The sequence below is a fragment of the Enterobacter sp. 118C5 genome, assembly GCF_034107645.1.
GTDB lineage: Bacteria > Pseudomonadota > Gammaproteobacteria > Enterobacterales > Enterobacteriaceae > Enterobacter > Enterobacter nematophilus.
In genome coordinates, this window is record NZ_JAWNEU010000009.1 from 25,751 (window position 1) to 48,272 (window position 22,522).

The window sequence follows — 22,522 nt, forward strand, 5'->3', positions numbered from 1 at the left end:
TGAACGACCTTTAACGGGTTACAAATGTCAGTGAGGAACACGACTGTTTACTCAGCCCTTAGGGAGTCAGGGGATGAATTTGTAACATCAGGAAACGTACTGCACAAATTTTCACCGTTGCAGATGATTTTTGCGCCTTGTCGCTGCTGCGTGTGGTTGGTAAAGTAAGCGGATTTTGTTTTCCGCCCCAGCTTTCAGGATTATCCCTTAGTATGTTGAAAAAATTTCGTGGCATGTTTTCCAATGACCTGTCCATTGACCTGGGTACCGCGAATACCCTTATTTATGTAAAAGGACAAGGCATCGTATTGAATGAGCCTTCTGTTGTGGCCATTCGTCAGGATCGTGCAGGCTCGCCGAAAAGCGTGGCCGCAGTGGGTCATGACGCGAAGCAGATGCTGGGTCGTACCCCTGGCAACATTGCCGCTATTCGCCCAATGAAAGACGGCGTTATCGCTGACTTCTTCGTGACTGAAAAAATGCTTCAGCACTTCATCAAGCAGGTTCACAGCAACAGCTTCATGCGCCCAAGCCCGCGTGTGCTGGTGTGTGTGCCGGTTGGTGCAACTCAGGTAGAACGTCGCGCAATCCGTGAATCCGCCCAGGGTGCTGGTGCACGTGAAGTGTTCCTGATTGAAGAGCCAATGGCTGCGGCAATCGGTGCGGGCCTGCCTGTTTCTGAAGCCACCGGTTCTATGGTGGTGGATATCGGTGGTGGTACCACTGAAGTAGCCGTTATCTCTCTGAACGGCGTGGTGTACTCCTCCTCCGTACGTATCGGCGGTGACCGCTTCGATGAAGCCATCATCAATTACGTGCGCCGTAACTACGGCTCTCTGATCGGTGAAGCCACCGCAGAGCGTATCAAACACGAAATCGGTTCTGCATATCCGGGCGATGAAGTGCGTGAGATCGAAGTGCGTGGCCGTAACCTGGCGGAAGGTGTTCCACGCGGCTTTACCCTGAACTCCAACGAAATTCTGGAAGCACTGCAGGAACCACTGACGGGCATCGTGAGCGCGGTAATGGTTGCGCTGGAACAGTGTCCACCAGAGCTGGCGTCCGACATCTCCGAGCGCGGTATGGTTCTGACCGGTGGTGGTGCGCTGCTGCGTAACCTCGACCGCCTGTTGATGGAAGAGACAGGTATTCCTGTCGTAGTTGCAGAAGATCCACTGACTTGCGTCGCCCGCGGTGGTGGCAAGGCGCTGGAAATGATCGACATGCACGGCGGCGACTTGTTCAGCGAAGAGTAGTCATGGTGAAAGGGTAGCGAATCGCTACCCTTTCTCTCTGACACGAGAATACGCATAGCCTATGAAGCCAATTTTTAGCCGTGGCCCATCGCTACAGTTTCGCCTCATTCTGGCGGTTCTGGTTGCGCTTGGCGTCATTATTGCCGATAGCCGCCTCGGTACGTTCAGCCAGATCCGAACGTACATGGATACCGCCGTCAGTCCTTTCTACTTTATATCAAATGGTCCCCGTGAACTGCTCGACTCCGTTTCTCAAACGTTGTCTTCACGAGACCAGCTCGAACTTGAAAACCGGGCATTACGCCAGGAACTGCTGCTGAAAAACAGCGAACTGCTGATGCTGGGGCAATACAAGCAGGAAAACGCGCGTCTGCGTGAACTGCTCGGCTCGCCGCTGCGTCAGGACGAGCAGAAGATGGTTACCCAGGTGATCTCCACCGTGAACGACCCTTATAGCGATCAGGTTGTGATCGACAAAGGGAGCGTGAACGGGGTGTATGAAGGTCAGCCCGTCATCAGTGATAAGGGCGTAGTAGGCCAGGTTGTTGCCGTCGCCAAACTGACCAGCCGCGTGCTGCTGATTTGCGACGCCACCCACGCGCTGCCGATCCAGGTCCTGCGTAACGATATCCGCGTGATTGCGGCCGGTAACGGCTGCACGGACGATCTGCAGCTGGAACACCTGCCTGCTAACACGGACATCCGTGTCGGCGACGTGCTGGTGACGTCCGGTCTCGGTGGACGCTTCCCTGAGGGCTACCCGGTTGCGGTGGTCTCTTCGGTTAAGCTGGATACGCAGCGTGCATACACCGTGATTCAGGCCCGTCCAACCGCCGGTTTACAGCGTCTGCGCTACCTGCTGCTGCTCTGGGGCGCCGATCGTAACGGTGCTAACCCGATGACGCCTGAAGAGGTGCATCGCGTGGCGAACGAACGCCTGATGCAGATGATGCCGCAGGTTCTCCCGCCAGCGGACTCTATGGGGCCGCCTGCGCCCGTGCCTGCGCCAGCAACAGGGTTAACGCAGCCGCAGCCTGATGCGCCGCCACCGCCTAAACTCTCTTCGGGAGGGCAGTAGTGGCAAGCTATCGTAGCCAGGGACGCTGGGTCATCTGGCTCTCGTTCCTTATTGCACTGTTGCTGCAGATTATGCCCTGGCCGGATAACATTCTCGTTTTCCGGCCAAACTGGGTCTTGCTCATTTTACTTTACTGGATCCTTGCTCTGCCGCATCGCGTAAATGTCGGCACGGGTTTTGTGATGGGTGCCATACTGGATCTCATTAGTGGCTCTACGCTGGGCGTGCGCGCCCTGTCCATGAGCATTATTGCGTACCTCGTCGCACTGAAATTCCAGCTCTTCCGTAACCTCGCGCTCTGGCAACAGGCCCTGGTCGTGATGCTGTTGTCGCTTTCTGCGGATATCGTTGTTTTCTGGGCAGAGTTTTTAGTGATCAACGTCTCTTTCCGACCGGAAGTGTTCTGGAGTAGTGTAGTAAACGGTGTGCTCTGGCCGTGGCTATTCCTGCTGATGCGTAAGGTTCGCCAGCAGTTTGCTGTGCAATAAAAGGTTTCTATGACGTCTCTGTATCTTGCTTCCGGCTCCCCGCGCCGTCAGGAACTCCTGGCGCAGTTAGGGGTCTCTTTTGAACGCATCGTGACCGGCATTGAAGAAAAACGTGCTGAGGGCGAAAGTGCCCGGCAGTACGTGTCTCGTCTGGCGCGCGAGAAAGCGCTGGCAGGCGTGGCCTGCGTGCCGCGCGATCTGCCCGTGCTGGGAGCGGATACCATCGTTATCCTTAACGGTGAAGTCCTCGAGAAACCGCATGACGCCGACCATGCGGCGCGCATGCTGCGCAAGATGTCCGGGCAAACGCACCAGGTGATGACGGCCGTCGCGCTGGCGGACAGCCAGCACGTGCTGGATTGCCTGGTGGTTACGGATGTCACGTTCAGAGTGCTTACCGACGACGAGATCGCCGCTTACATTGCCAGCGGTGAACCGATGGATAAAGCAGGTGCATACGGTATTCAAGGGCTGGGTGGCTGTTTTGTCAGGAAGATTAATGGCAGCTATCACGCCGTAGTCGGCTTACCGCTGGTGGAAACGTATGAGTTGCTGAGCAATTTTAACTCACTGCGTGAGGGAAGGGATAATTATGACGGCTGAATTGTTGGTAAACGTAACGCCATCGGAAACCCGTGTGGCCTATATTGACGGTGGCATTCTTCAGGAAATTCATATTGAGCGTGAAGCGCGGCGCGGAATAGTAGGCAATATCTACAAAGGTCGTGTCAGTCGTGTACTGCCGGGTATGCAGGCGGCTTTTGTAGATATTGGACTGGATAAGGCGGCATTTTTACATGCCTCCGACATCATGCCGCACACCGAGTGCGTTGCGGGCGAAGAGCAAAAGCAGTTTGCCGTTCGCGACATTTCCGAGCTGGTGCGTCAGGGCCAGGACTTAATGGTACAGGTGGTGAAAGATCCCCTCGGCACCAAAGGTGCCCGTCTGACCACCGACATTACCTTACCTTCCCGCTACCTGGTCTTTATGCCGGGCGCGTCGCACGTGGGCGTTTCGCAGCGTATTGAAAGCGAAAGCGAGCGCGAGCGGCTGAAGAAAGTGGTCAGCGCCTACTGCGATGAACAGGGCGGGTTTATTATCCGCACCGCCGCAGAAGGGATCAGCGAAGAAGACCTGGCGTCGGATGCGGCTTACCTGAAGCGCGTCTGGACCAAAGTGATGGAGCGTAAAAAGCGCAACCAGACCCGCTACCAGCTTTACGGGGAGCTGGCGCTTGCGCAGCGCGTGCTGCGTGATTTTGCCGACGCGCAGCTCGACCGCATCCGCGTGGACTCTCGCCTGACGTATGAAGCGCTGCTGGAGTTTACCGCTGAATACATCCCGGAAATGCCGGGCCTGCTGGAGCATTACACCGGGCGTCAGCCGATCTTCGATCTCTATGATGTCGAAAACGAGATCCAGCGCGCCCTGGAGCGTAAGGTCGAACTGAAGTCCGGCGGGTATCTGATCATCGATCAAACCGAAGCGATGACCACCGTCGATATCAACACCGGCGCGTTTGTCGGCCATCGCAATCTGGATGACACCATCTTCAACACCAACATCGAAGCCACGCAGGCGATTGCGCGCCAGCTTCGTCTGCGCAACCTCGGCGGCATTATCATCATCGACTTCATCGATATGAGTAATGAAGACCATCGCCGCCGCGTGCTGCACTCGCTGGAGCAGGCGCTGAGTAAAGATCGCGTGAAGACCAGCATCAACGGCTTCTCTCAGCTGGGGCTGGTGGAAATGACGCGCAAGCGCACCCGCGAGAGCGTTGAGCATGTGCTGTGTAATGAGTGCCCAACCTGCCATGGACGCGGAACGGTAAAGACGGTTGAGACCGTCTGCTACGAAATTATGCGCGAAATCGTCCGTGTTCATCATGCCTACGACTCCGATCGTTTTCTGGTCTATGCTTCCCCTGCGGTGGCTGAAGCGCTGAAAGGCGAAGAGTCGCACGCGCTGGCGGAAGTGGAAATCTTTGTCGGCAAACAGGTAAAAGTACAAATTGAACCGCTCTATAACCAGGAGCAGTTTGACGTCGTAATGATGTAAAACGCAGTACGCTGCGTGACGAAAGCTGACAAGGAGAGATGCGTGAGGCGATTGCCGGGGATTTTATTGCTTACAGGGGCAACGCTGGTCGTGATTGTCGCGTTGCTCGTGAGCGGGCTACGCCTCGTGTTACCGCATCTGGACAGCTGGCGTCCGCAGCTGCTGGCGAAAATCGAATCCACCACCGGCGTGCCGGTGGACGTCAGCCAGGTCAGCGCCAGCTGGCAGAACTTTGGCCCGACGCTCGATGTCCGGGACATCAACGCCAGCCTGAAAGACGGCGGCTACCTGAAAATCAAACGCGTGACCCTGGCGCTGGACGTCTGGCAGAGCCTGCTGCATCTGCGCTGGCAGTTTCGCGATCTCACCTTTTATCAACTCCAGTTTCTGACCAATACGCCGCTGACGGGCGGTGATAACAATCAGGGCCTGGAAGCCAACCGCTTCAGCGATCTCTTCCTCCGCCAGTTCGATCATTTCGATCTGCGCGACAGCGAAGTGAGCTTTATTACCCTTTCCGGCCAGCGCGCCGAGCTGGCGATCCCGCAGCTGACCTGGCTCAACGGCAAGGATCGGCACCGCGCCGAGGGGCAGGTTAACCTCTCCAGCCTGAACGGCCAGCACGGCGTCATGCAGGTGCGTATGGACCTGCGTGACGATGACGGCCTGTTAAACAACGGCAAAGTCTGGCTGCAGGCCGACGATGTGGATGTTAAGCCCTGGCTCGGCGACTGGTTACAGCAAAACATGCAGCTGGAAACCGCCCGTTTCAGCCTTGAGGGCTGGATGACCCTGACGAAAGGGAAATTTGCCAGCGGCGATATCTGGCTGAAGCAGGGGGGCGCGAGCTGGAAGGGCGAAAAACAGCAGCATCAGCTTTCCGTTGATAACCTCACCGCGCACGTGACGCAGGAAAAAGAGGGCTGGCAGTTCGCCATCCCGGATACGCGCATCACGATGGACGGCAAGCCGTGGCCGCGCGGTGCGCTGACGCTGGCCTGGATGCCGGAACAGGACGTGGGCGGCGCGGCCAGTAAACGCAGCGACGAGCTGCGCATCCGCGCCAGTAACCTGGATCTGGCGGCTATTGAAGGCCTGCGCTCCATGGCGGCAAAGCTCTCTCCGGACCTGGGCGAGATCTGGCTGGCGACGCAGCCGAGCGGAAAGATTGATTCTCTTGCGCTGGATATCCCGCTTCAGGCGACGGAAAAAACCCGTTTCCAGGCATCCTGGAAAGATCTTGCCTGGAAGCAGTGGAAGATGCTGCCGGGCGCGGAGCATTTCAGCGGCAAGCTGGAAGGGAGCGTGGAGAACGGCAGGCTGACGGCGGATATGCACAACGCTAAAATGCCTTACGAGACGGTCTTCCGCGCGCCGCTGGAAATTGAACAGGGCAGCGCGGTGCTTAACTGGCTCCGTAACGATAAGGGCTTCCAGCTTGATGGTCGCCATATCGACGTTAAAGCCAAAGCGGTACACGCGCGCGGTGACTTCCGCTATTTGCAGCCGCAGGGTGACGAACCGTGGCTGGGTATTCTGGCCGGGATCAGTACCAATGACGGCTCTCAGGCATGGCGCTATTTCCCGGAAAACCTGATGGGGAAGGCGCTGGTCGACTATCTGAGCGGCGCAATTCAGGGCGGTCAGGCGGAAAACGCCACGCTGGTCTACGGCGGTAACCCGCATCTTTTCCCGTACAAACATAATGAGGGGCAGTTCCAGGTGCTGGTGCCGCTGCACGACGCCACCTTCGCGTTCCAGCCGGGCTGGCCCGCGCTGAAAAACCTGGATATCGAGCTTAACTTCCTCAACGACGGATTATGGATGAAGGCGGACAGCGTCGCGCTGGGCGGCGTAACGGCCAGCAACCTGACGGCCAACATCCCGGACTACTCAAAAGAGAAGCTGCTGATTGATGCCGACATCAACGGCCCCGGGAAAGCGGTGGGACCGTACTTTGAGGAGACTCCACTCAAAGAGTCGCTGGCGGCGACCCTTCAGCAGCTCCAGCTCGATGGCGATGTGAATGCTCGCTTACATCTTGATATCCCGCTGGACGGAGAGATGACCACCGCCAAAGGTGACGTCCGTCTGAAGAACAACAGCCTGTACATTAAACCGCTTGATAGCACCCTGAAAAATCTCAGCGGACAGTTCAGCTTTGTAAACGGTAATTTGAAAAGCGAGCCGCTTACCGCCAGCTGGTTTAATCAGCCGGTGAATATCGACTTCTCAACAGCCGAGGGGCAAAAGGCTTATCAGGTGGCCGTCAATCTGGACGGCAACTGGCAGCCGTCGCGTATGGACGTCCTGCCGAAGCCGATTGAGGCGTCAGTGGCGGGCGCGGTCGCCTGGCAGGGCAAAGTGGCCATCGACCTGCCTTATCACGCCGGGGCAAAGTATAAGGTCGACATCACGGGCGACCTGAAGAATATTCAAAGCCAGCTGCCTGCGCCGCTGGATAAACAGGCCGGACAGCCGCTGCCGGTGAAGCTTAACGTGGATGGCAATCTGGACAGCTTCGCGCTGACCGGAAGCGCGGGCGGAACAAACCACTTTAACAGCCGCTGGCTGCTTAACCGCAAGCTCACCCTCGACAAAGCCATCTGGACGACGGACAGCAAAACCACGCCGCCGTTGCCTGAGCATGCGGGCGTTGAGCTGAATCTCCCGCCGATGGATGGCGCGGAGTGGCTGGCGCTGTTCCAGAAAGGCGTTGGGCAAAACGTTGATGAAGCCGCCCAGTTCCCGCAGACCATTACCGTACGCACGCCGTCGCTGATGCTGGGCGGACAGCAGTGGAACAACCTGAGCATTGTCTCACAGCCAACCGCTAACGGCTCAACAGTGGAGGCTCAGGGCCGGGAGATCAACGGCACGCTGACCATGCGCAATAATGCGCCGTGGCAGGCAGCGATCCGCTATCTCTACTACAACCCGGCCGCCGCGAGTAAAGATAAACCGGCGAATACATCCCCGCTGAGTACTACTTCCCGCGTCGATTTTAGCGGCTGGCCCGATCTGCAGCTGCGCTGCGCGGAGTGCTGGCTGTGGGGGCAAAAGTACGGCCGTATCGACGGTGATTTTGCCATCCAGGGGAATACGCTCAAGCTCTCCGGCGGGTTGATCGACACCGGCTTTGGCCGCATGACGGCGGGCGGAGAATGGGTGAACAAGCCGGGCGAGCAGCGCACGTCCCTGAAGGGCGACATTAAAGGCAACAAGCTGGATGCGGCGGCCAACTTCTTTGGCATCAGCACGCCGCTGCGCGGCTCCTCGTTTAACGTTAATTACGATCTTCACTGGCGCGCCGCGCCGTGGACGCCGGACGAAGCGTCGCTGAACGGTATTCTGAAAACCCACTTTGGCAAAGGTGAAATCGCCGACGTGAGCACGGGGCGTGCCGGGCAGATCCTGCGCCTGCTGAGTTTTGATGCGCTGCTGCGCAAGCTGCGCTTCGATTTCAGCGACACCTTCAGCGAAGGTTTCTACTATGACTCCATCCGCAGTACGGCGTGGATCAAGGACGGCGTTTTGCATACGGACGACACCCTGGTGGATGGGCTGGAAGCGGACATCGCCATGAAAGGCTCGGTCAACCTCGTGCGTCGCGAGCTGGATATGGAAGCCGTGGTGGCGCCGGAAATTTCCGCAAGCGTGGGCGTGGCGGCGGCCTTTGTGGTGAACCCGATTGTCGGTGCGGCGGTGTTTGCCGCCAGTAAAGTGCTGGGGCCGCTGTGGAGCAAGGTCTCCATTCTGCGCTACCGCATTACCGGCCCGGTGGATAAACCGCAGATTAACGAGGTGCTGCGCCAGCCGCGCAAAGATGCACAGCAATGATTTGACGTGGGCTGGTAATTGCCGCACTCTCAATAAATACGATCTTTATACCGCCACGGGCGGCAACGAACGAGTAGCAATACGATGAGTCTGAACCTGGTAAGTGAACATTTGCTCGCAGCGAACGGCCTGAGCCATCAGGACCTGTTCTCCATTCTTGGTCAACTGACCGAACGCCGTCTCGACTACGGCGATCTCTATTTCCAGTCGAGCTATCACGAATCCTGGGTTTTAGAAGACAGCATCATCAAAGATGGCTCATATAACATCGACCAGGGCGTCGGCGTGCGCGCCATCAGCGGCGAAAAAACCGGTTTTGCCTATGCCGACCAGATTAGCCTGGCCGCGCTTGAGCAGAGCGCTCAGGCCGCACGTACCATTGTGCGCGATACCGGCGACGGTCGCGTGAAAACCCTGGGTGAAGTGCAGCACTCCGCGCTTTATACCAGCATCGACCCGCTGCAGAGCATGACCCGCGAAGAGAAGCTGGACATTCTGCGCCGCGTGGACAAAGTGGCGCGCGCCGCCGACAAACGCGTGCAGGAAGTTTCCGCCAGCCTGAGCGGTGTGTATGAACTGATTCTGGTGGCGGCAACGGACGGTACGCTGGCGGCCGATGTGCGTCCGCTGGTGCGTCTCTCCATCAGCGTGCAGGTCGATGACAACGGCAAACGCGAGCGCGGCTCAAGCGGCGGCGGCGGTCGTTTCGGCTATGACTGGTTCCTGGGCGACGTTGACGGCGAAGCGCGCGCTGACACGTGGGCTAAAGAAGCCGTGCGCATGGCGCTGGTGAATCTTAATGCTGTTGCGGCGCCGGCCGGGACATTCCCGGTGGTGCTGGGCGCAGGCTGGCCGGGCGTGCTGCTGCACGAAGCGGTGGGCCACGGTCTGGAAGGCGATTTTAACCGTCGCGGGACGTCCGTATTCAGCGGCCAGATGGGTCAGCTCGTCTCCTCTGAGCTATGCACCGTAGTGGATGATGGCACCATGCCTGACCGCCGCGGCTCGATTTCTATCGACGATGAAGGTACGCCAGGCCAGTACAACGTGCTGATCGAAAACGGCGTGCTGAAAGGCTACATGCAGGACAAACTCAACGCGCGCCTGATGGGCGTAGCGCCGACGGGTAACGGCCGTCGTGAATCCTACGCGCACCTGCCGATGCCGCGCATGACCAACACCTATATGCTGCCGGGCAAATCCACGCCGCAGGAGATTATCGAATCCGTGGATTACGGTATCTTTGCGCCAAACTTTGGCGGCGGCCAGGTGGACATCACCTCCGGTAAGTTTGTCTTCTCGACTTCAGAAGCGTACCTGATTGAGAAGGGCAAAGTGACCAAAGCGGTGAAGGGCGCAACCCTCATTGGCTCCGGCATTGAAGCCATGCAGCAGATTTCCATGGTCGGTAACGATCTGAAGCTGGATAACGGCGTGGGTGTTTGCGGTAAAGAAGGCCAGAGCCTGCCGGTTGGCGTGGGTCAGCCAACGCTGAAGGTTGATAACCTGACGGTGGGCGGCACGGCGTAATTTTTCCTCCCCCTTCACCCTAACCCTCTCCCCAACGGGGAGAGGGGACTGCTCGGTGCGGTCTTTTCCCCCTCGCCCCTTTGGGGAGAGGGCCGGGGTGAGGGGAAAGACCTACTCTTTCCTTCTCCCCCGCATCCCCTGAAATAGCTCCGCCACGTCCACAAAATAGTCCGTCAGATAGTTAATACACACCTGCACCTTCAGCGGCAGCTTGTCCTTTTCGGTATACAGGGCGTAGACCGGGCGCGGATCGGACTGGTAGCGCGGGAAGAGGATCTCCAGCACGCCGCTGTTGATCTCATTGATCACCCACATCAGCGGCACGTAGGCGATCCCGGCGCCGGCCACCAGCCAGCGGGAGATGGTCATCGGATCGTTGGTGACGAACCGGCCTTCTGGCAGAAGCCTGGTGGAGATCCCTTCCGGGGCTATCAGTTCAAACTCATTATCGGGGCGGACGCTGTACTCCAGCCACGAGTGGTTAGCGAGATCGGCAGGTTTCTCCGGCACGCCGTACTGTGCCAGATAGCTCTTCGAGGCGCAGACCACCATCGGCATGCTCCCGAGTCGACGGGAGAACAGGCTGGAATCCTGCAATGCGCCAACGCGGATCACCACGTCTAATCCATCGGCAATCAGGTCCGGCGCAGGGATGCCCGTCACCAGATTGACGGTAAGCCCTGGGTACTCTTTCAGCATGTCCGCCGTCATGGCAGCGAGAACATTTTGTGCCATAGTTGAAGAACACCCTATGCGCAGCGTGCCGATCGGCGTGTTGTTAAAGGCATAAAGCTGTTCGTGAACATCCTGCACTTCATGCAGCATGCGGCGACAGCCCTGATAGTAAATTTTACCGGCTTCCGTCAGCCCGATGCTGCGGGTGCTGCGGTTGAGCAGCTTAACCTGAAGCTCATCTTCCAGTTTGGACACCGTCTGGCTGATGGATGAGACGCTCATCTGAAGCTGGCGCGCAGCGGCGGTAAAGGAGCCGAGTTCAACCACTTTGGCGAAGACGGACATGCGTTTTAAACGTTCCATTGTTCACTCTGGCTTAAAAGTGATTTAGATCACATATGATAGATAACAGCATAACAGTTACGTTAATATATTATTAATTACATAACGGCTGCGCCATTCTCGCCCTGCGTTTCTTGCTCTCCTGCGATGGCGTGCGCTTAAAAATTCTGAAGCCTGCACTCTCTCTTATCAAGGTCAACATGAGTCTGTTTCCCGTTATCGTGGTGTTCGGTCTGTCGTTCCCACCGATATTTTTCGAGCTTCTTTTATCACTGGCGATCTTCTGGCTGGTGCGCAAGGTGCTGGTCCCGACCGGGATCTACGATTTCGTCTGGCACCCTGCATTGTTCAATACCGCGCTGTATTGCTGCCTGTTTTACCTGATATCGCGCATGTTTGTCTGAGGTTGATGTGAAAACGCTAACAAGAAAAATCTCCCGCACCGCCATTACCATGGCGCTGGTTATCCTCGCGTTCATCGCTATTTTTCGCGCCTGGGTTTATTACACCGAATCACCGTGGACGCGTGACGCGCGCTTCAGCGCCGATGTGGTGGCTATTGCCCCCGACGTGGCCGGCCTTATCACGGCGGTTAACGTTCACGATAACCAGCTGGTGAAGAAAGATCAGGTCCTGTTTACCATCGACCAGCCTCGCTATCAGAAGGCGCTGGAGGAAGCAGAAGCAGACGTGGCCTATTACCAGGCGCTGGCCGCGGAGAAACGCCGTGAGGCTGGCCGCCGCAACCAGCTGGGCGTTCAGGCCATGTCCCGTGAAGAGATTGACCAGTCCAACAACGTGCTGCAAACCGTGCTGCACCAGCTGGCGAAAGCGCAGGCAACGCGCGATCTGGCGAAGCTCGACCTGGAGCGTACCGTGATCCGCGCGCCAGCCGATGGCTGGGTGACCAACCTCAACGTCTATGCCGGGGAGTTTATCACCCGCGGCTCAACCGCCGTGGCGCTGGTTAAACAGAACTCCTTCTACGTGCTCGCCTATATGGAAGAGACCAAGCTGGAGGGCGTCCGTCCGGGTTATCGCGCAGAAGTCACGCCGCTTGGCAGCAACCGCGTCTTTAAAGGTACCGTTGACAGCGTCGCCGCAGGGGTAACCAACTCCAGCAGCTCTAACGATGCCAAAGGGATGGCGACGGTGGATTCTAACCTGGAGTGGGTGCGTCTGGCGCAGCGCGTGCCGGTACGTATTCATCTCGATGAGCAGCAGGGCAACCTGTGGCCAGCGGGTACCACGGCGACGGTGGTGATCACCGGAGAAAAAGACCGGGATGCCAGCCAGGACTCCCTCTTCCGTAAAATTGCCCATCGCCTGCGCGAGTTTGGTTAATCGCCATGGGTATCTTTTCCATCGCCAGCCAGCACATTCGCTTCGCCGTGAAGCTGGCGTGCGCCATCGTGCTGGCGCTGTTCGTCGGCTTCCACTTCCAGCTTGAAACCCCTCGCTGGGCGGTGCTGACCGCCGCGATTGTCGCAGCGGGCCCAGCCTTCGCCGCGGGTGGAGAACCCTACTCTGGCGCGATCCGCTATCGCGGGATGCTGCGTATCATCGGGACCTTTATCGGCTGCTTCGCGGCGCTGACCATTATTATTCTGATGATCCGCACGCCGCTGCTGATGCTCATGGTCTGCTGCATCTGGGCGGGTTTCTGCACCTGGATCTCGTCTCTGGTGAAAGTGGAGAACTCCTACGCCTGGGGGCTGGCGGGCTATACCGCGCTGATCATTGTCATCACCATCCAAAGCGAACCGCTTCTCGCGCCGCAGTTTGCCGTGGAGCGCTGCAGCGAAATTGTGATTGGTATTGTCTGCGCCATCGTGGCTGATCTGCTTTTCTCTCCGCGCTCGATCAAGCAAGAGGTGGATCGCGAGCTGGACGCTCTGATCGTTGCCCAGTACCAGCTGATGCAGCTGTGTATTAAACACGGCGACAGCGAAGAGGTGGATAAAGCCTGGAGCGGGCTGGTACGCCGTACGCAGGCGCTGGAAGGGATGCGCAGCAATCTCAATATGGAGTCGTCGCGCTGGGCGCGGGCGAATCGTCGCCTTAAAGCCCTCAACACCGTCTCCCTGACGCTGATTACCCAGGCATGCGAAACCTATCTCATCCAGAATACCCGCCCGGAAGCGGTCACCGATACGTTCCGCGAGCTGTTTGCCGAGCCGGTAGAGACCGTGCAGGACGTGCATAAGCAGCTTAAGCGCATGCGCCGGGTGATTGCCTGGACCGGGGAGCGCGACACGCCGGTAACCATCTATACCTGGGTCGGCGCCGCGACGCGCTATCTGCTGCTGAAGCGCGGTGTAATCAGTAACACCAAAATCAGCGCGGCGGAAGAAGAGGTGCTCCAGGGCGAAGTGGTGATCAAGGCGGAATCAGCCGAGCGCCATCACGCGATGGTCAACTTCTGGCGTACCACGCTTGCCTGCATGCTCGGCACGCTGTTCTGGCTTTGGACGGGCTGGACGTCCGGCAGCGGCGCGATGGTGATGATTGCCGTCGTGACCGCGCTGGCGATGCGTCTGCCTAACCCGCGCATGGTCGCCATTGATTTCCTCTACGGCACCATCGCCGCGCTGCCGATTGGCGCGCTCTATTTCCTGGTCATCATCCCGTCCACGCAGCAGAGCATGCTGCTGCTCTGTATTAGCCTGGCGGTGATGGCGTTCTTTATAGGCATTGAAGTGCAAAAGCGCCGCCTGGGATCGCTGGGGGCGCTGGCGAGTACGATTAACATCATCGTGCTGGATAACCCGATGACCTTCCACTTCAGCCAGTTCCTCGACAGCGCGCTGGGCCAGCTGGTGGGCTGTTTCCTGGCGATGATGGTGATTCTGCTGGTACGGGATAACTCACAGGCGCGCACGGGGCGCGTGCTGTTGAACCAGTTTGTATCGGCTGCCGTGTCGTCGATGACCACCAATACCGCGCGTCGTAAAGAGAACCACCTGCCAGCGCTCTATCAGCAGCTGTTTTTACTGCTGAACAAGTTCCCGGGCGACGTTGCGAAGTTCCGCCTGGCGTTAACCATGATCATCGCGCACCAGCGTCTGCGTAACGCGCCGGTGCCGATCAACGACGATCTCTCGGCCTTCCACCGTCAGCTGCGTCGTACCGCCGACCATGTGCTTTCCGCCAGCAGTGACGACAAACGCCGTCGTTACTTTACCCAACTGCTTGAAGAACTGGATATTTATCAGGAAAAACTCAAGCACTGGCAAGCGCCGCCACAGGTGACCGAGCCGGTAGGGCGGCTGGTGTTTATGCTGCATCGCTACCAGAATGCCCTCACGGATAACTGACTGAAGTAAAAAAAACCGACGCCAAAAGCGCCGGTTTTTTTGTGGCTATACTTATTCCAGCACGTACTTACATTCAGGAAGGGAGGACACATGACGACTCAGGCGCTTCAGGACAACACCCTTTTTCAGACCGGCTATCTGGTTGACGGCATCTGGAAAACGCTGGACACAACGTTTGATGTGCTGAACCCCGCGACCGGTGAGGTCATCGCTAAAGTGGCGAAAGCGGGTAAAGCGCAAACTGAAGAAGCGATCGCAGCGGCCACCAAAGCCTTCCCGGCATGGCGTGCCAAAACCGCGAAAGAGCGTTCGGCCATTCTTTACCGCTGGTACGAACTGATTATTGAAAATAAAAGCTGGCTCGGGCGGTTAATGACTATCGAGCAGGGCAAGCCTCTGAAAGAGGCGGAAGGGGAAGTGGAGTATGCCGCCAGCTTTATCCAGTGGTTTGCCGAAGAGGCCAAGCGCGCGAACGGTGAAATTATTCCGCCGATCAAGCCCGGCTCGCGCATTATGGCGACCCGTGAACCCATCGGCGTCGTTGCGGCCATTACGCCGTGGAATTTCCCGATGGCGATGCTCACCCGCAAGTTAGGCCCGGCGCTGGCAGCCGGGTGTACCGGGGTGATCAAACCGGCCAATAACACGCCGCTCAGCGCCTTTGCGCTGCTGACGCTGGCAAAACAGGCGGGCGTGCCCAACGGTGTGCTCAACGCGGTGGCCGGAAATACCCATGAAATCAGCGATGCGATCATGGCCAGCCACGACGTGCGTAAAATCTCCTTTACCGGCTCGACCTCCGTCGGCAAAACGCTGGTGCGCAACGCCGCAGAAACCATGAAAAAAGTCTCCATGGAGCTGGGGGGAAATGCCCCGTATATCGTCTTTGAGGATGCCGACATCGAGGCTGCGGTAAAAGGCGCGATCGCCAATAAGTTCCGCAATGCGGGGCAGGTCTGCGTCAGCGTTAACCGCTTCTACATTCAGGAAACCGTCTACGACAAGTTTGTGAATAAGCTCGCAGATGCGGTTAATGCCCTTAAGGTGGGGAATGGCCTTGATGACGGCGTCGTCGTCGGGCCGCTGATTGAATCCGCCGCGGTCGACAAGGTTCGTGAGCACGTTGAAGATGCTGTCGCACGAGGGGCGACCGTGCTGGCGGGCGGCAAACCCCATCCGCTGGGCGGCAATTTCTGGATGCCAACCGTGCTGGGCGACTGTCACGAAGGCATGAAGCTGGCAGAAGAAGAGACGTTTGGCCCGGTTGCGGCGTGTTTCCGCTTCACCTCGGAAGATGAGGTCATCCAGCGCGCGAATAACACGCCTTACGGGCTGGCGGCTTACTTCTACACCCAGAACCTTTCCCGGGTTTTCCGCGTTTCACAGGCCATCGAGAGCGGGATGATTGGCATTAACGAGTGCGCCGTTTCCACCGAGCTGGGGCCTTTCGGCGGCGTAAAAGAGTCCGGTCTTGGGCGTGAGGGATCCGTGCTGGGGCTGGAAGAGTATCTGGAAGTTAAAACCCTGCATATCGGGGGATTATAATAGACAGGGCGGCATCTGCCGCCCGCCTGGACTGGGTGGCTGGCAATGAAAACCTATACTTTTGATTTTGACGAAATCGACAGTCAGGAAGACTTTTATCGGGAATTTATCCGGGCGTTTGATCTTGAACGGGAAAGCGTGACCAATCTGGATACGCTGTGGGATGTGGTCACCGGCAGCATGCTGCCGCTACCGCTGGAGATTGAGTTTATCCATCTGCCCGATAAGCTGCGCAGACGTTTTGGCGCGCTGATATTACTCTTCGATGAAGCGGAGGAAGAGCTTGAAGGACAGCTGCGCTTTAACGCGCGGCATTAAATGAAAAAAAGCCCCTGACCACGAGGCCAGGGGCAAGTCGTATGATGAGATACGACGAGGGTTTATTTATACAGTTCTGCCGTGGCATGCCAGTGGTCACCCTGATTCAGTTCGGTGACGCGATAGCTGCTGGCGCCTGCTTTCTCAGCTTTGGCGGCAAGTTCCTGACGAATGTCCATCGGGGAGCCGGTGACTGACGTCACGGAGACGCTGCCCATCGGCTGCAGATTTTGTGCCTGATCGGCATTCACTTGCTGCACGGCTGCGCTTGCGCCGAAAGAGAGAACGGATGCCAGACCCAGGGTTGCGATGATCAATTTGGTTTTCATAGTTTTTACTCCTGAACAAGTTTTTTGCTCAACGGCGAGAAGGGTTGAACCGCTATTTTTATGCCTGGTGCCGTTGAGTGGAGAATTACGTCTTCAGTGATTACTAAAACTTATTTGTACAGCTCGGCGGTGGCGTGCCAGTGGTCACCGGAACGTGCTTCGATGATGCGATAGGATGACGCACCTTTTTCTTCCGCTTTTTTGTTCAGCATCTCATGCATGTCCATTGGAGACGTGCCAACAGCGCCGACAGAAACCGTACCGATTGCCTCACGGGATTGCGCCTGGTCAGCATTAATAGCGTCAGCCGCGAAAGCACCGAAGGACAGGACAGACAGGACGCTCAGCGCCGCTACAGTAGTTTTGATTTTCATGATTCTTACCTCGTCGAATTTTTTAGTGGGGTCTTGTTTCGTGACCCTCATCACAAAATCAAGTATACACTAATAACGCCAAAAATTAATACCAGACTAATGGTTTCCCTTGTTATTACGTGTTAAACACGCTTTTTTTTATAACCTAATTGCATAATATTGGGTGTTTTATGAGCAAGTTGCGCTGGTATTTATAAGTAAATCATAGGGATATTGTATTTTGATTTTTTGTGCGATTTACGGGATTGTTATTCACTGGATGAATGTTAATGAGTGGTAAAAAGCACTAATCGTCAAAGCAAGGGCAGAGAAATAAAGGGGGAAATGAGGCAAGAGCAGAATGATCCCCGCAGCGGCGCTACGGGGAGAGCGCATTACAGTTCCTGTTCGAACAGAACCAGAATCGCTTCGTGGAGATCCTTAACGGAGAAACCGCTAGCCGGGGTGGTAAAGATGGTGTCATCACCGGCAATGGTGCCAAGGATACCCTCTGTTTTACCTAACGAGTCCAGCATGCGGGCAATCAGCTGCGCGGCACCCGGGCTTGTGTGAATGACCACGACGGCGTCGTTATAGTCGATATCCAGAACCAAATTCTTGAGCGGACTGGAGGTGGTCGGCACGCCAAGTTCTGCCGGCAGGCAATAGACCATCTCCATCTTGGCGTTGCGGGTACGCACCGCGCCAAATTTGGTTAACATTCGGGAGACTTTCGACTGGTTGATGTTATCGAAGCCTTGTTCCTGCAGCGCCTGAACAATTTCTCCCTGAGAACTGAATTTCTCTTCTTTAAGTAGCGCCTTAAACGCTTTTACCAATTCTTCTTGCTTAGACGAGCTTCGCATAAGTCACCCGGAATATGACGAAAGAAACAACATTATTATGCATGTGGATGAATTTTTATGCAAATTATCTGCTCAACGGCAGGCTGAAATAATGTTATGAAAGGGAGTGATTTTATCAGATTTCGTTATCAGAAAACATGCCTGGGTCACGCCGCGCAAATAAGCTTAAAAGTAAATTAAATGTTATCAAAATGATGTTGTTTTGGTGGCGGGGCAGGGTGTATTGTAACCACCTCTTAATTCGTTGCCATCTGTTGTCAGATAGCTTTCTGGTGAGAGATAAAGTCGTGTGACCTCAAATTCTTTAGCTTCGAAAATTGTAATTAAAGACTTGCTGATTTAAGGTCGCGGCAACGGATTTACAGATACTTAAGTTAACCATAATAAGGAGTTTAGGATGAAAGTCGCAGTCCTCGGCGCTGCTGGTGGTATCGGCCAGGCGCTTGCCCTACTACTGAAAACCCAACTGCCTTCAGGCTCAGAACTCTCTCTGTATGATATTGCTCCGGTAACCCCAGGCGTGGCGGTTGACCTGAGCCACATCCCGACCGCTGTAAAAATCAAAGGCTTCTCCGGTGAAGATGCGCGTCCTGCGCTGCAGGGTGCTGACGTGGTCCTGATTTCTGCAGGCGTGGCGCGTAAGCCAGGCATGGATCGTTCAGACCTGTTCAACGTCAACGCGGGCATCGTGAAAAACCTGGTGCAGCAGATTGCTGAAGTGTGCCCGAAAGCGTGCATCGGTATCATCACTAACCCGGTGAACACCACCGTTGCTATCGCAGCCGAAGTGCTGAAGAAAGCGGGTGTGTACGACAAAAACAAACTGTTCGGCGTGACCACGCTGGATATCATCCGTTCCAACACCTTCGTTGCTGAGCTGAAAGGCAAACAGCCAACAGAAGTGGAAGTGCCGGTTATCGGCGGCCACTCTGGCGTGACCATTCTGCCTCTGCTGTCGCAGATCCCGGGCGTAAGCTTCACCGAGCAGGAAGTGGCTGACCTGACCAAACGTATCCAGAACGCGGGCACCGAAGTGGTGGAAGCGAAGGCGGGTGGCGGTTCTGCAACCCTGTCTATGGGCCAGGCGGCTGCACGTTTCGGTCTGTCACTGGTTCGCGCTCTGCAGGGCGAGAAAGGCGTTGTTGAATGCGCTTACGTTGAAGGCGACGGCGAACATGCCCGCTTCTTCTCTCAGCCGCTGCTGCTGGGCAAAAACGGTATTGAAGAGCGTAAGTCTATCGGTACGCTGAGCGCGTTTGAGCAAAACGCGATGGAAGGCATGCTGGACACGCTGAAGAAAGATATCACCCTGGGTGAAGAGTTCGTTAACAAGTAAAACGAAGCGTCTCCCGGCAAAAAAACCGAAGCACTTACTGGCTTCGGTTTTTTTATGGCTGTTAGTTTGTTGCCGGGTATTCCTGAATCGTCACGTGCAGCGTCATTTTCTTATCGTTGCGCATGATTTCCACAGGGATGATCGAGCCAGGGCGAATTTCGGCCACCTGGTCCATCGTCTCCAGCGCAGAGACTGCCGGCGTGCCGTTGACCGACACGATGACATCGTTAACCTGAATCCCCGCGTTAGCCGCCGGGCCACCCGGTGCCACCTCGTTGACCACGATACCCTGAATCTGATCGATACCGCCGCCCTGAGTATGCATCGGTGCAATTTCGCGCCCGCCGATACCGATATAGCCGCGGATCACGCGTCCGTCGCGGATCAGCTTATCCATAATCTTGGTCGCCAGCTGGAACGGAATAGCAAAGCCGATTCCTTCCGGTGTCTCGCCATCGTTACTTTTATCGAACGAGAGGGTATTAATGCCCATCAGTTCGCCCAACGAGTTGACCAGCGCGCCACCGGAGTTACCGTGGTTGATTGACGCATCCGTCTGCAGGAAGTTCTGCCGCCCTGACGGGTTGAGGCCAATGCGGCCGGTTGCGCTGATAATCCCCTGGGTAATCGTCTGGCCGAGGTTATAAGGGTTACCGATTGCCAGGACGACGTCGCCAATATGAGGCGTGCGTTTACGGTTGATCGGAATGACCGGCAAGCCGCCCGTGGCGTTAATCTTCAGCACGGCCAGGTCGGTCAGGCTGTCTGAACCTACAAGCAACGCCTCAAACACGCGGCCATCCTGCAGGGCGACGATGATCTGGTCGGCATCGTTGATCACGTGTTTGTTCGTAATAATGTAGCCGCGCTCGTCCATAATCACCCCGGAACCGAGGGTGCGGATCTCCAGCTGGTTTTGCGCTGAGCTATTGAGGCCGCGGTTATACACGTTAACCACGGCAGGGGCGGCGCGGCGAACGGCCTGGTTATAGGTCGCTGGCGTTTCATCCGTGCTGTCGAACTGGGGTGCTGACAGCTTATTAAACTGACGCAAAGACGGCATCGCCAGCAGCAGCAGGCCAGCGACAATCAAACCAATGACAATGGAACGTAAGAGCTTTAAAAGCATGATGCGCGTGTCGTGATAAAAGGAACGATTTGCAGCATAACATGAGTTATCCGGACATCACACGCAGCGGTGATGTCCGGGATCGCAAATGCTTAGCGCAACAGAATGTAGATAGACTCATTGCCACGCATGACCTGCAGGGCAATGACCGCCGGTTTACTCTCCAGCACCTTGCGCAGTTCGGCAATGGACTGCACGCGATTGCGGTTCACGCCAATGATCACATCTTCCTGATGCAATCCGGCCTGAGCGGCAGGGCTGCTCTTCTCGACGGTGTCGATGCGAATGCCTTTCGTACCGTCTTTCAGCTGCCCGTCGCTCAGCGTTGCCCCCTGCAGCGCCGGGGCGATAAGCTCCGCACTGGCAGAGGACGAGGTGCTCTTGTCGAGCGTTACTTCGACGTTCAGCGGCTTACCGTCACGGATCAGGCCCAGCTTCACTTTGGCCCCCGGTTCGGTGGTGGCGATACGCGAACGCAGCTCAGCAAAGCTGCTCAGCGGCTTGTCGTTAAGGCTGACGATCACATCGCCCGATTTGATGCCTGCTTTTGCCGAGCCGGAGTTTGGCAGCACTTCACTGACAAACGCACCGCGCTGCACGTTGATATTGAACGCTTTCGCGATATCCGCGCTCATCTCCATGCCTTTAATACCCAGCAGTCCACGTTTGACTTCGCCGAACTGGATTAGCTGCTGCGCCAGCGTTTTAGCCATATTGCTCGGGATCGCAAAGCCGATCCCAATGCTGCCGCCGCCCGGCGCCAGAATCGCCGTGTTAATGCCGATCAGCTCGCCGTTAAGGTTGAGCAGTGCCCCGCCGGAGTTTCCGCGGTTGATTGAGGCATCGGTCTGGATGAAGTTTTCCAGGCCTTCCAGATTCAGGCCGCTACGTCCCAGCGCCGAGATAATGCCGGAGGTGGCGGTTTGCCCTAAACCAAAGGGGTTGCCCACGGCAACGGCAAAATCACCGACGCGCAGTTTGTCGGAATCCGCAATGGCAATCTGGGTCAGGTTGCTCGGGTTCTGCACCTGCAACAGCGCGATGTCGCTCTGGTCATCGCCGCCAATCAGTTTGGCGTCAAATTCGCGGCCATCGTTCAGCTGGACGCTGATTTTATCGGCCTGGCTGATGACATGATTGTTGGTCAGAATATAGCCTTTAGCTGCATCAATGATGACGCCAGAGCCCAGGCCTTCAAAAGGCTGAGCCTGCTGGTTGGGGGACTCATCGCCAAAATATTTTTTCAGTTCTTCCGGTACGCGCTGGCTTTGAACCGCCGTGCCTTCTACCTGAACGCTCACGACTGCGGGCAACACTTTTTCCAGCATCGGCGCGAGGCTGGGAATGGCTGCCTGTCCCGGCACCTGCGAAGGCAGCGCCGCACCGGCAGGGAAGGACGCCGAGAGAGATAACCCGACACTTAACGCTAACGCGCTCAACAGCTGGTTTTTTTTCTTCATTGATGCTGACTCTCGTATCCTGGAATGAAAGAAGAACGGCCCAAAATCATGATGATGTTATTGAATTTTATACCGCTGAACAATGAGGTGTTTGACTAAATAATAGCTGGGGACGGGAAGAAAGGACGGGCGCAAGAGATGCGCCCGTAAAATATATTTATGTTGTGCGATTAATCGCGTTTTGCGCCACCGCGCAGCAGGCCGGACGCGCCGTCAGAGTAGTCGCGTGGCATCTGAACCGGAGCCTGATCGTTACCGGCTTCTGAGTCGGCCAGACGGTTGCGGAACGGGTTAGTCTCCGCGGTCATTTCCGGCAGCAGGCTGCTGGAGCTTTTCGCCATATGCTGATAGAGCTGACGGTAGTCGGTCGCCATGTTGTCCAGCAGCTCGGCGCTACGGGCAAAGTGGCTGACCAGCTCTTCGCGATACTCTTCCAGCTCTGCTTTATTCTTTTCCAGTTCGTACTGCAGTGACTGCTGCTGACGCAATTTGCGGTTACCGAAACGCATGGCCACAGCACCGATCACGATGCCGACGACTAAACCGATTAGCGCATATTCCCAGGTCATGAACTTCTCCCGTTGTCTTGTTGTTCCGT

General features: G+C 56.6%; 20 protein-coding genes. 13 read left to right on the forward strand and 7 right to left on the reverse strand.

What is annotated here, in order from left to right:
- Positions 1–212 precede the first annotated feature (212 nt).
- The 7 genes from mreB to tldD all read left to right on the forward strand — a co-directional run bounded on the left by mreB (position 213) and on the right by tldD (position 10,254).
- Positions 213–1,256, forward strand: a complete 1,044-nt coding sequence (gene mreB, locus UTO39_RS15440; RefSeq protein ID WP_000913396.1) for a rod shape-determining protein MreB — start codon at positions 213–215, stop codon at positions 1,254–1,256.
- Between the two features lie 61 nt (positions 1,257–1,317).
- Positions 1,318–2,334, forward strand: coding sequence for a rod shape-determining protein MreC (mreC, locus tag UTO39_RS15445; RefSeq protein WP_028014605.1), 1,017 nt, complete (start codon positions 1,318–1,320; stop codon positions 2,332–2,334).
- Positions 2,334–2,822, forward strand: coding sequence for a rod shape-determining protein MreD (mreD, locus tag UTO39_RS15450; protein ID WP_151412459.1), 489 nt, complete (start codon positions 2,334–2,336; stop codon positions 2,820–2,822). Before mreC ends, mreD begins: the two co-directional genes overlap by 1 nt.
- A gap of 9 nt (positions 2,823–2,831) precedes the next feature.
- Complete coding sequence (locus UTO39_RS15455) at positions 2,832–3,425, forward strand: nucleoside triphosphate pyrophosphatase (protein ID WP_061096929.1); 594 nt, start codon at positions 2,832–2,834, stop codon at positions 3,423–3,425.
- Positions 3,415–4,884 carry a ribonuclease G gene (gene rng, locus UTO39_RS15460; RefSeq protein WP_008502847.1) on the forward strand — a complete coding sequence of 490 codons (1,470 nt, stop codon included), beginning with the start codon at positions 3,415–3,417 and terminating at the stop codon, positions 4,882–4,884. Before UTO39_RS15455 ends, rng begins: the two co-directional genes overlap by 11 nt.
- A gap of 42 nt (positions 4,885–4,926) precedes the next feature.
- A complete protein-coding gene (yhdP, locus tag UTO39_RS15465) occupies positions 4,927–8,724 on the forward strand; it encodes an AsmA2 domain-containing protein YhdP (protein ID WP_320727529.1) in 3,798 nt (1,265 codons plus the stop codon).
- A gap of 84 nt (positions 8,725–8,808) precedes the next feature.
- On the forward strand, positions 8,809–10,254 hold the full coding sequence (tldD, locus tag UTO39_RS15470) for a metalloprotease TldD (RefSeq protein ID WP_320727530.1): 1,446 nt from the start codon (positions 8,809–8,811) through the stop codon (positions 10,252–10,254).
- A gap of 111 nt (positions 10,255–10,365) precedes the next feature.
- Here tldD and aaeR read toward each other — a convergent pair whose 3' ends face one another.
- The gene (gene aaeR / locus UTO39_RS15475; protein ID WP_028014600.1) at positions 10,366–11,292 is read right to left on the reverse strand and encodes an HTH-type transcriptional activator AaeR; all 927 of its coding nucleotides are present in this window, start codon (positions 11,290–11,292) and stop codon (positions 10,366–10,368) included.
- A 179-nt stretch (positions 11,293–11,471) separates the two neighbouring features.
- Between aaeR and aaeX the strand changes: the two genes are divergently transcribed.
- From aaeX to UTO39_RS15500, 5 genes are all read left to right on the forward strand, one after another.
- Positions 11,472–11,675: a p-hydroxybenzoic acid efflux pump operon protein AaeX gene (gene aaeX / locus UTO39_RS15480; protein WP_003860416.1), complete on the forward strand. Its 204-nt coding sequence runs from the start codon at positions 11,472–11,474 to the stop codon at positions 11,673–11,675.
- 7 nt (positions 11,676–11,682) lie between these two features.
- Positions 11,683–12,615: a p-hydroxybenzoic acid efflux pump subunit AaeA gene (gene aaeA / locus UTO39_RS15485; protein WP_028014599.1), complete on the forward strand. Its 933-nt coding sequence runs from the start codon at positions 11,683–11,685 to the stop codon at positions 12,613–12,615.
- Positions 12,616–12,620: 5 nt separating this feature from the next.
- Positions 12,621–14,588, forward strand: coding sequence for a p-hydroxybenzoic acid efflux pump subunit AaeB (aaeB, locus tag UTO39_RS15490; RefSeq protein ID WP_151412461.1), 1,968 nt, complete (start codon positions 12,621–12,623; stop codon positions 14,586–14,588).
- Positions 14,589–14,678: 90 nt separating this feature from the next.
- The gene (locus UTO39_RS15495; RefSeq protein ID WP_320727531.1) at positions 14,679–16,133 is read left to right on the forward strand and encodes an NAD-dependent succinate-semialdehyde dehydrogenase; all 1,455 of its coding nucleotides are present in this window, start codon (positions 14,679–14,681) and stop codon (positions 16,131–16,133) included.
- Between the two features lie 45 nt (positions 16,134–16,178).
- Positions 16,179–16,451: a barstar family protein gene (locus UTO39_RS15500; RefSeq protein WP_028014596.1), complete on the forward strand. Its 273-nt coding sequence runs from the start codon at positions 16,179–16,181 to the stop codon at positions 16,449–16,451.
- Between the two features lie 62 nt (positions 16,452–16,513).
- Here the strand turns inward: UTO39_RS15500 and yhcN (UTO39_RS15505) are convergent, their stop codons facing one another.
- From yhcN (UTO39_RS15505) to argR, 3 genes are all read right to left on the reverse strand, one after another.
- On the reverse strand, positions 16,514–16,780 hold the full coding sequence (yhcN, locus tag UTO39_RS15505) for a peroxide/acid stress response protein YhcN (protein ID WP_061096934.1): 267 nt from the start codon (positions 16,778–16,780) through the stop codon (positions 16,514–16,516).
- A gap of 110 nt (positions 16,781–16,890) precedes the next feature.
- Positions 16,891–17,154 carry a peroxide/acid stress response protein YhcN gene (gene yhcN / locus UTO39_RS15510; protein ID WP_014885423.1) on the reverse strand — a complete coding sequence of 88 codons (264 nt, stop codon included), beginning with the start codon at positions 17,152–17,154 and terminating at the stop codon, positions 16,891–16,893.
- A gap of 374 nt (positions 17,155–17,528) precedes the next feature.
- Positions 17,529–17,999, reverse strand: a complete 471-nt coding sequence (gene argR, locus UTO39_RS15515) for a transcriptional regulator ArgR (RefSeq protein WP_008502836.1) — start codon at positions 17,997–17,999, stop codon at positions 17,529–17,531.
- Positions 18,000–18,396: 397 nt separating this feature from the next.
- On the opposite strand from argR, the gene mdh reads away from it, so the two are divergent.
- On the forward strand, positions 18,397–19,335 hold the full coding sequence (gene mdh, locus UTO39_RS15520; protein WP_014885422.1) for a malate dehydrogenase: 939 nt from the start codon (positions 18,397–18,399) through the stop codon (positions 19,333–19,335).
- Between the two features lie 61 nt (positions 19,336–19,396).
- Here mdh and degS read toward each other — a convergent pair whose 3' ends face one another.
- The 3 genes from degS to zapG all read right to left on the reverse strand — a co-directional run bounded on the left by degS (position 19,397) and on the right by zapG (position 22,493).
- Complete coding sequence (degS, locus tag UTO39_RS15525; protein ID WP_320727532.1) at positions 19,397–20,464, reverse strand: outer membrane-stress sensor serine endopeptidase DegS; 1,068 nt, start codon at positions 20,462–20,464, stop codon at positions 19,397–19,399.
- A 92-nt stretch (positions 20,465–20,556) separates the two neighbouring features.
- Positions 20,557–21,924 (reverse strand): serine endoprotease DegQ, encoded by a 1,368-nt coding sequence (gene degQ / locus UTO39_RS15530; protein ID WP_320727533.1) that lies wholly within the window; start codon positions 21,922–21,924, stop codon positions 20,557–20,559.
- A gap of 170 nt (positions 21,925–22,094) precedes the next feature.
- Positions 22,095–22,493: a Z-ring associated protein ZapG gene (gene zapG / locus UTO39_RS15535; RefSeq protein ID WP_010436126.1), complete on the reverse strand. Its 399-nt coding sequence runs from the start codon at positions 22,491–22,493 to the stop codon at positions 22,095–22,097.
- Positions 22,494–22,522 lie beyond the last annotated feature (29 nt).

What these genes read in the sequence shown, in the direction of transcription:
- tldD (WP_320727530.1), top strand. Translation starts at nt 8,809, where the DNA reads ATGAGTCTGAACCTGGTAAGTGAACATTTGCTCGCAGCGAACGGCCTG.
- UTO39_RS15495 (WP_320727531.1), top strand. Translation starts at nt 14,679, where the DNA reads ATGACGACTCAGGCGCTTCAGGACAACACCCTTTTTCAGACCGGCTAT.
- aaeR (WP_028014600.1), bottom strand. Translation starts at nt 11,292, where the DNA reads ATGGAACGTTTAAAACGCATGTCCGTCTTCGCCAAAGTGGTTGAACTC.
- rng (WP_008502847.1), top strand. Translation starts at nt 3,415, where the DNA reads ATGACGGCTGAATTGTTGGTAAACGTAACGCCATCGGAAACCCGTGTG.
- argR (WP_008502836.1), bottom strand. Translation starts at nt 17,999, where the DNA reads ATGCGAAGCTCGTCTAAGCAAGAAGAATTGGTAAAAGCGTTTAAGGCG.
- degQ (WP_320727533.1), bottom strand. Translation starts at nt 21,924, where the DNA reads ATGAAGAAAAAAAACCAGCTGTTGAGCGCGTTAGCGTTAAGTGTCGGG.
- yhcN (WP_014885423.1), bottom strand. Translation starts at nt 17,154, where the DNA reads ATGAAAATCAAAACTACTGTAGCGGCGCTGAGCGTCCTGTCTGTCCTG.
- mreC (WP_028014605.1), top strand. Translation starts at nt 1,318, where the DNA reads ATGAAGCCAATTTTTAGCCGTGGCCCATCGCTACAGTTTCGCCTCATT.
- mreB (WP_000913396.1), top strand. Translation starts at nt 213, where the DNA reads ATGTTGAAAAAATTTCGTGGCATGTTTTCCAATGACCTGTCCATTGAC.
- aaeX (WP_003860416.1), top strand. Translation starts at nt 11,472, where the DNA reads ATGAGTCTGTTTCCCGTTATCGTGGTGTTCGGTCTGTCGTTCCCACCG.
- mdh (WP_014885422.1), top strand. Translation starts at nt 18,397, where the DNA reads ATGAAAGTCGCAGTCCTCGGCGCTGCTGGTGGTATCGGCCAGGCGCTT.
- aaeB (WP_151412461.1), top strand. Translation starts at nt 12,621, where the DNA reads ATGGGTATCTTTTCCATCGCCAGCCAGCACATTCGCTTCGCCGTGAAG.
- UTO39_RS15455 (WP_061096929.1), top strand. Translation starts at nt 2,832, where the DNA reads ATGACGTCTCTGTATCTTGCTTCCGGCTCCCCGCGCCGTCAGGAACTC.
- degS (WP_320727532.1), bottom strand. Translation starts at nt 20,464, where the DNA reads ATGCTTTTAAAGCTCTTACGTTCCATTGTCATTGGTTTGATTGTCGCT.
- zapG (WP_010436126.1), bottom strand. Translation starts at nt 22,493, where the DNA reads ATGACCTGGGAATATGCGCTAATCGGTTTAGTCGTCGGCATCGTGATC.
- yhcN (WP_061096934.1), bottom strand. Translation starts at nt 16,780, where the DNA reads ATGAAAACCAAATTGATCATCGCAACCCTGGGTCTGGCATCCGTTCTC.
- UTO39_RS15500 (WP_028014596.1), top strand. Translation starts at nt 16,179, where the DNA reads ATGAAAACCTATACTTTTGATTTTGACGAAATCGACAGTCAGGAAGAC.